Genomic DNA, 7,754 nt, shown 5'->3' with positions numbered 1-7,754 from the left:
CCCCCGTACTACGGTCGGAGCCATGACGGAGAAGGTCACGACTCAGCCCAACGAGACCGCCCGCGCCACCGGTACCGGTGGCCCCGGCGGCAACGTCACCGACGACCTGCTGGCGGCCAACCGCCTCTACGCGCAGGATTTCCGGGATCCCGGGATGGACGCCCGCCCCGTGCGGCGGGTGGCGATCGTCGCCTGCATGGACGCCCGCCTGGACCTGCACGCCGCGCTCGGCCTGGAACTGGGCGACTGCCACACCATCCGCAACGCCGGTGGCGTGGTCACGGACGACATCATCCGCTCGCTGACCATCAGCCAACGCGCGCTGGGCACGCGTTCGGTGGTCCTCATCCACCACACCGGATGCGGTCTGCTGAACCTCACCGAGGACTTCCGGCACGAGCTGGAGATGGAGGTGGGACAGCGCCCGAGTTGGGCCGTGGAGTGCTTCAAGGACCTCGACCAGGACGTCCGGCAGTCCATGGTGCGGGTACGCACCTCCCCCTTCCTCCTGCACACTGATGATGTGCGCGGGTTCGTCTTCGACGTCACCACGGGCCTGCTGCGGGAGGTCGATCCGCCCGAAGCCCCATGACGCGACGGAGCGAATGTGTGAAGAATGCCTGTCGGAGGGCATGCGCCCGGTACCACACGGGTGCCGGGCGTTTCGGGGCATCCGGGCCGGTCGACCCGCACCGGTCGGGGGCGAGGCAGGCGAGGAGGGTCGGTGACGACCTATGACGACCACCCGGGGCACCCGGGGCATCCGGGGCACCCCGCACCGGGACGACGAACCGAGCACCGGGAACACCCCGATCACCGGGGGCGCGCGTTCACCGGTGACGGGGAGCCCCGGGGTGCCGGCGGGGACCCCCCGGGCCCGGCGGGCCCGCCCGACCCCAAGGAGCTGAGCGCGACCGCCGAGCGGATCCGGCTCTCCGTGGAAAGGGTCATCGAGGGCAAGCCGGAGGTCGTCCGGCTCGCCCTGGTCGTCCTCCTCGCCGAGGGCCACCTGTTGTTGGAGGATGTCCCCGGCGTCGGCAAGACCGTTCTGGCCAAGGCGCTGGCCCGCTCCGTCGACTGCTCGGTGAGCCGCATCCAGTTCACCCCCGACCTGCTGCCCTCCGACATCACCGGGGTGAGCATCTTCGACCAGCGGCAGCGGGACTTCGAGTTCAAGCCCGGTGCCGTCTTCGCGCAGATCGTCATCGGCGACGAGATCAACCGCGCCTCGCCCAAGACCCAGTCGGCGCTGCTGGAGGCGATGGAGGAGCGGCAGGTCACCGCCGACGGCACCACCAGGGCGCTGCCCGAGCCGTTCATGGTCATCGCCACCCAGAACCCGGTGGAGATGGAGGGCACCTATCCGTTGCCGGAGGCCCAGCGGGACCGCTTCATGGCCCGCGCCTCGGTGGGCTACCCGGACCCGGACTCCGAGTGGCGCATGCTGCACGCCCGCGCCGGTGACGGCCCCCTGGGGGACCTGCGACCGACCGCCGGGGCCGGGGACGTCCTCGAACTGATACGGGCGGTGCGGGAGATCCACGTCTCGGAGGCGGTGGGACGGTACGCCGTCCACCTGGTCGGCGCCACCCGGGACCACCCCCACCTGCGGTTGGGTGCCTCGCCGCGGGCCACCATCCACCTGCTGCGCGCCGCCCGGGCGGCGGCCGCACTGGCCGGACGGGACTTCGTCCTCCCGGACGACGTGCAGGATCTCGCGGTGCCCGTCCTCGCCCACCGGCTGATGCCCACCACCCGCTCCCGGCTCGACCGGCAGGGTGTGGAGCAGCTGATGACGGAGCTGGTGCACCACACCCCGGTGCCGGAGCCGTCCCGGCCGCAGGGACGTCGGCCGCTGAGGCCGAGCGAGCACCTGCCCTCCATCGGTTCCGCGCGGGTGCGGGGCCGGTGAGGCGGGCCGGCGGCACCGGGGGGCGCGGGTCGCTGCGGACCGCGTTCTCCGGTCTGACCACCCGCGGCCGGTCCTTCCTGGCGGCGGGGCTCGCGGCGACGGGGTGCGCCTACCTGCTGGGCCAGTCCGAGTTGTTGCGGGTGGGGGCGCTGTTGACCGTGCTGCCGGTGCTCTCGGTGCTGGTGCTGCACCTGGGGCGCAGCCGGGTGGCCGCGTCCCGCCGCCTGACCCCGGAGCGGGTGGTGGCGGGCGAGGAGTCCCGGGTGCACCTTCGGGTGGAGAGCACCGGACGCGGCGCGCGCACCGGTGTGCTGCTGCTGGAGGACCGGGTGCCCTACGTGCTGGGGCCCCGGCCGAGGTTCGTGCTGGACCGCATCGAACCCGGCGGGCACCGGGAGGTCTCCTACCGGGTGCGCTCCGACCTGCGCGGCGAATACCCCCTGGGACCGCTGCAACTGCGCCTGACCGACCCCTTCGGGATGGTCGAGCTCAACCGCTCCTTCTCGGCCCGGAACGTGATGACGGTGCTGCCGCCGACCGAATCGTTGCCCGACGTGTTGCCGGGCGGCGAGGGCGGCGGGGTGGGGACCCCCGTCCGCAGCACCGTCTCCTTCGCCGGGGACGACGACGTCATCCCGCGCGGCTACCGGCACGGGGACGACCTGCGCCGGGTCCACTGGCGGGCCACGGCCCGCCACGGGACGCTGATGGTGCGGCGCGAGGAGCAGCCGCACCGCGAGCGGTGCACGGTTCTGCTCGACACCCGCGGTTCCGCGTGGAAGGGCTCCGGGCCCGGCTCCCCGTTCGAGACCGCGGTGGGTGACGCCGCGTCGGTGGTCGCCCACCTGTTGGAGCGCGGGTGGGCGGTACGGCTGATCACCGACACGGGGTTGGAGTTGCCCGGTTCGGGCACGCGCCCGGCGGAGGGCACGGCCGAGACGGGAACGGCGATCATGGAGGCCCTCGCCCGGATCGACCACTCCGAGCACACCGACTTCGCCGAGTTGGCCGCCGTCCCGACACCGCCCGGCGACGGCCTGCTGATCGCGTTCCTCGGCGCGGTCCGTGTCGGCCGGCACCACGACCTGGAGCGCCTGCGGTCCCGTCACACCTCCTCCGTCGCCTTCGTGGCCGCCGGCGGGCAGGAGGAGATCGTGGAGCGCCGGCAACACCGTGAACTGCACGAGGCCGGCTGGACGGTGGTGCCGCGGGAGGCCGGAACGCCCCTGGCCGACGACTGGTTGCGGGCCGCGGCTCCCCCCGCGGCCGCCGCCGGCTGACCGCCGGGAGCCGGGAACGCCGCGCGACCCGGGACCATGGACCGGGTACCGTCCCGGCCCGACGCCCCGGGCCGGGGCGCGGGGCCCGCCGGGGAGACCGCCCCCGGTGCACGGCACGGGGCGCACACGAACGACACCGGGCACGGGAACGACGGTTCCCGGTGACGCCGCCCCGGGCGGCGTCACCGGTCGGAAGGCGGAAGGGAACTCGGATGGCAGCATCGAGTCGGATGGCGATCGCCGCGTGGGTCGCGACCCTGGCGACCTCCGCCGCGCTGCTGCCCCTCATCGTGGGGACCGGCTGGCTGTTCACGATCGCGCTGCTGCTGGCGGTGCAGACGGGCACCGGCGTGCTGGCCCGCCGCCTCGGCTTCGGCGGCCCCGCCGTCCTGCTGTGCCAACTCGCCGTCACCCTCCCGGCGCTGACCGCCGTGACCGCCCCCGACCACGCCGTGCTGGGGATACTGCCGGGCCCGGAGGCCCTGGAACGGCTCGGTGCCCTCTTCGCCTCCGGCGGCGGGGACATCGGGCACTACACGGCACCCGCGCCGCTCACCGAGGGCATCCGCCTGATCCTGCTGACCGGGGTGCTCCTCATCGGCCTGCTGGTGGACCTGCTGGCGGTGACCCTGCGGTCCGCCGCCGCCGCGGGGCTTCCGCTGCTGGCCCTGTACTCCGTGACCTCCGGGGTGGCCCGGGACGGGGGCGGCATCGGCCACTTCCTGATGGCCGCCGCCGGCTTCCTGGTGCTGCTCCTGACCGAGAGCCGGGACCGGGTGGGCCGATGGGGCCGCTTCTTCGGGACCCGGGGCGCCACGACCGGCGAGACCGGCCGGCCGCCCCGTCCGGACGCGGGCCGCCGGATCGGTGTGATGACGCTGGGCGCCGCCGTGGCGCTGCCGCTGGTGCTGCCCGCCCTGGGACCCGGCCTGCTGGACCCGGCGCGGGCCGCCGGCTCCGGCTCCGGCGGCCGGGAGGACTTCGGTTCCGTCAATCCCGTGGTGGCCCTGCAGGACCAGCTCAACCGTCCCCGCAACCGCACCGTGCTGCGCTACGAGACCACCGCCGAGCGCAACGCCGACATGTACCTGCGGCTGGTGGCACTGGACTCCTTCGACGGCGAACGCTGGACCTCCTCGGTCGTGCCGGACCCGGACCCGCCGCCCGCGCCCTGGCCGGTGGAGGGCCTCGCGCCGGGGGTGGCGGCCGAGCCGGTGTCCACCCGGATCACCACCGAACCCGGCTACTCCCAGTCCTCGCTGCCGGTCCCGGTACCGGCGACGCTGGTGGAGGCCCGGGGGGAGTGGGCCCACGACCCGCAGTCCACCACCCTGGTCTCCGCCCGACGGGGGCAGAGCTCCGCGAACATGACCTACCGGGTGGAGCACTGGGACCTCTCCCCCACCGTCGAGCAGCTCTCCACCGCACCCCCGACGGCCGACGGGGAACTGTGGGAGCGGTACACCGCCCTGCCCGACAACCTGCCGGAGGTGGTGCGGGAGGCGGCGGCCACCGTCACCGCCGGCGCCGGCAACGACTACGAGCGGGCACTGGCCCTGCAGACCTGGTTCACCCGGGACGGCGGCTTCCGCTACAACACCCGGGTCGAGTCGGGTACCGGCAACGAGGCGATCGCCGCGTTCCTGGAGGCCCGGGAGGGCTTCTGCGTGCACTTCGCGTTCACCATGGCGGCGATGAGCCGGTCCCTGGAGATCCCCAGTCGGGTGGCGGTGGGCTTCACCCCCGGCACCCGGGCGGCCAACGGCACCTACTCGGTGGGGCTGCACAACGCCCACGCCTGGCCGGAGCTGTACTTCGAGGGTGTGGGCTGGACACGGTTCGAGCCCACACCCGGCCAGGGCAGCGCGCCCGAGTACACCCGCCCGGAGCGGGAGCCGGGCGCCGACCGCTCCGAGGCCGACCGGGAGGACCCGGACCGCGCCGAGCCGCGTGAGGATCCGACCAGGCCGGAGGAGAGCGCCGCGGACCCCGAGGGGTGCGATCCCGTGGCGGACCCCGGTTCCTGCCAGGACCCGACGGCGGTCGGGCCCGGTCCGCAGGACGCCGGGGGGAGCCCCGCCGGGGGGGCCGCGCTGCGGGTCGGGGTGATCGCCGTGCTGCTGCTGGCCGCGGCCGGCGTGCCGCGTCTGCTCCGCGCCCGGCTGCGGACCCGCCGGCTGGCGCCCGGCGCGGGACCGGCCGCCGCCTGGCGTGAAGTGGTGGACACCGCCCGCGACCTCGGCATCCCCCCCTTGCCCGGGGACACCCCGCGGCGGGCGGCGGAACGCATCGCCCGGCTCGGCGGCCTGGAGGGCGAGCCGGCCGTGGCCCTGCGCCGCCTGGTGGACGACGTGGAACGGGCCCTGTACTCCCCCACCGCGGCGACGGAGGACGACGCCGGGGAACGGGCCCGGTCGGTGCGGTCCGGGCTGACCGCCGGAGCGGGCCGATGGATACGGCTGCGGGCCGCCGTGCTGCCCGCCTCCACACCCCGGCCGCACCGGGAGATCGCGGCGCGGTGGGCCGAGCGGGGCGGGCGGCTGCGGATGGCGGCGACGCAGTGGCTGCGGCGCCTCCCCCGGCCCGCCCGGTCCTGAGCCGGGAAGGGGCCCTTCTCCCGGTCGCCGGGGCCCGGCCCCGGGCCGTCACCGCCCGGCCGGGGGGACGGACGAGGGGCACGGCCGGCCGCGGCGGGCGCGGGCGGAGGATCCCGCCGACCGGGGCCCGGCCCCGGACCGAGGGGCGGGCCGGGGCCGGATCGGGTCGTGCCCGACTCCGCGGCGGGGAGGGCCCCGGCGCGGAGAGAGCACATACGACGACGGCGCGTGTGGGGGGCCGTCCCCCATCACGGGGACGACCCCCCACACGCGCCGTCACGGGTGGACGGGACCGGTTCGGGGGCAGGCGGGCACACCGCGTACCGGCGTCGGGTTCACGACGCCGGCCCGGAATCCCGCCGGCTCAGCGCTCGCGTTCGTCCCGCCGACGCTGCCACCGGTCCTCGATGCGGTTCATCATCGTTCGCTTGGCCGCACGCCCCTGCCCGGCCGCGGGCTGCGGGCCGCCGAGCCCCTGCTGCGGGGCGGGACCCGCCACCGGCTTCTTCCAACCGGTGACGGCGAGCACCGCACAGCCCAGCATGATCAGGAAGCCGACGACGCTGAGCCAGACCTGCTGGGCGACCATGCCGCCCATGAGGAGCGCGATGCCCACCAGAAAACCTACGGCCGCTTGGTAGACCCGCTTGCGGGTGTACGTGCGCAGCTCACTTCCCTCGAGCGCTGTCGCGAACTTCGGGTCTTCGGCGTACAGCGCTCGCTCCATTTGCTCGAGCATGCGCTGCTCGTGCTCCGAGAGCGGCACGGAGTCCTCCTACTCGTCGGTCGCGGTGGCGACCGGATCCGACTCTTCCAAGGATAGGTGGGGATTTCTCACGGTGACACCCGCCCCTGGAAACCGGCTCGCCCCGACGCGACGTCGGGACTCCGGCTTCGGGGGTGTGGTGCTCCTTCCCGCGCTCCGCCCGCCTCATGCCGGGGGGCTTTCACCGATCATACGGGGCGGGAAGGGCAATCGCGGGGGGACGTGAAAGCGGTCACGCGGCGGGATTCGCGGCCAGCAGGTGGAGGTGCGCGGCGACCGCCCGGAAGGCCGGGTGGGAGGCCGCCTCCCGCTCCAGGCGGGAGAGTTCGCGCAGCGCGTCGGGCTCGCTGTCCACCAGCGCGCCGGGCACCAGGTCGGCGAAGATCCGCACACCGTGGACCGCCGTCGGGACCAGACCGGCCGTCTCCGCGAGACCGGTGAGCTCCGGTTCGGTGAAGCGGTGCGGGACGGCGCCGCCGGGAACCGGATCCGGTTCCGGGGAGGTGTCGGAGAACAACGCGCGGGCCTCCGCGAAACGGCCGCCCAGGGCCCGGGCGAGGACCGCGCCCCCCATACCGGCGACCAGCACCCCCGCGATCCCGCCGGGGGCCAGGGCACGGGCGATCGCGCGCATCCCGGCGGCCGGGTCCTCCACGTACTCCAGGACCCCGTGGCACAGGACCAGGTCGTAGCCGTCCCCGGCGACCTCCAGCAGATCACCGGTGTCGCCCTGGACACCGCGAATCCGCTCGGCGACGCCCTCCTCCGCCGCACGGCGCCTGAGGGCGAACAGGGCGTCGGGGCTGGGGTCCACGACCGTCACGCGGTGGCCGCCCGCGGCCACCCGCACCGCGAGGCTGCCGCTGCCGCCGCCCGCGTCGAGGACCGTCAGCTCGGACCGGCCGGTGGCGGCCACACGCCGCTCCATCGCCTCCTCCAGCAGCTCCCAGACCACTCCGGTGCGCAACGTGGTGTGCGGGCCGGGCGCGGTCGGTTCGGGGGACATCCGGGTCGGCTCCTCGGGGCTCGGCGACGGGCGCGACGTTCGACCGGGCGGTCGGGTCGGCCGGCGCGACCGGTACGGCCGGTCGGGCGTGTCACCAGCTTATGGCCTGTGGACCCCGGGGCCCGCCCGGCGGGCGAACGGGCGGACGGCGGGTCGCGCGGGGCGGAGGCTGTCTCTCTTATACACCTCTCGC

General features: G+C 75.1%; 6 protein-coding genes. 4 read left to right on the top strand and 2 right to left on the bottom strand.

What is annotated here, in order from left to right; genetic code table 11:
- Positions 1-22: 22 nt before the first annotated feature.
- The 4 genes from FOE67_RS10740 (at position 23) to FOE67_RS10725 (ending at position 5,789) form a co-directional block, all read left to right on the top strand.
- Positions 23-592, top strand: coding sequence for a beta-class carbonic anhydrase (locus FOE67_RS10740; RefSeq protein WP_228473749.1), 570 nt, complete (start codon positions 23-25; stop codon positions 590-592).
- 312 nt (positions 593-904) lie between these two features.
- On the top strand, positions 905-1,912 hold the full coding sequence (locus FOE67_RS10735; protein ID WP_182662965.1) for an AAA family ATPase: 1,008 nt from the start codon (positions 905-907) through the stop codon (positions 1,910-1,912).
- The gene (locus FOE67_RS10730; protein ID WP_182662963.1) at positions 1,909-3,192 is read left to right on the top strand and encodes a DUF58 domain-containing protein; all 1,284 of its coding nucleotides are present in this window, start codon (positions 1,909-1,911) and stop codon (positions 3,190-3,192) included. The genes FOE67_RS10735 and FOE67_RS10730 overlap by 4 nt, the downstream gene beginning before the upstream one ends.
- 212 nt (positions 3,193-3,404) lie before the next feature.
- Positions 3,405-5,789, top strand: coding sequence for a transglutaminase TgpA family protein (locus FOE67_RS10725; RefSeq protein WP_182662961.1), 2,385 nt, complete (start codon positions 3,405-3,407; stop codon positions 5,787-5,789).
- A gap of 364 nt (positions 5,790-6,153) precedes the next feature.
- Here the strand turns inward: FOE67_RS10725 and FOE67_RS10720 are convergent, their stop codons facing one another.
- Positions 6,154-6,555 (bottom strand): SCO2097 family morphological protein, encoded by a 402-nt coding sequence (locus tag FOE67_RS10720; protein ID WP_182662959.1) that lies wholly within the window; start codon positions 6,553-6,555, stop codon positions 6,154-6,156.
- Between the two features lie 232 nt (positions 6,556-6,787).
- The gene (locus FOE67_RS10715; protein ID WP_182662957.1) at positions 6,788-7,561 is read right to left on the bottom strand and encodes a class I SAM-dependent methyltransferase; all 774 of its coding nucleotides are present in this window, start codon (positions 7,559-7,561) and stop codon (positions 6,788-6,790) included.
- Positions 7,562-7,754 lie beyond the last annotated feature (193 nt).

The organism is Streptomyces calidiresistens, from assembly GCF_014141525.1.
In the GTDB taxonomy this organism is placed as follows: domain Bacteria; phylum Actinomycetota; class Actinomycetes; order Streptomycetales; family Streptomycetaceae; genus Streptomyces; species Streptomyces calidiresistens.
This window is presented reverse-complemented; position numbering and strand designations above follow the sequence as displayed.

What these genes read in the sequence shown, in the direction of transcription:
- FOE67_RS10740 (WP_228473749.1), top strand. Translation starts at nt 23, where the DNA reads ATGACGGAGAAGGTCACGACTCAGCCCAACGAGACCGCCCGCGCCACC.
- FOE67_RS10725 (WP_182662961.1), top strand. Translation starts at nt 3,405, where the DNA reads ATGGCAGCATCGAGTCGGATGGCGATCGCCGCGTGGGTCGCGACCCTG.
- FOE67_RS10715 (WP_182662957.1), bottom strand. Translation starts at nt 7,561, where the DNA reads ATGTCCCCCGAACCGACCGCGCCCGGCCCGCACACCACGTTGCGCACC.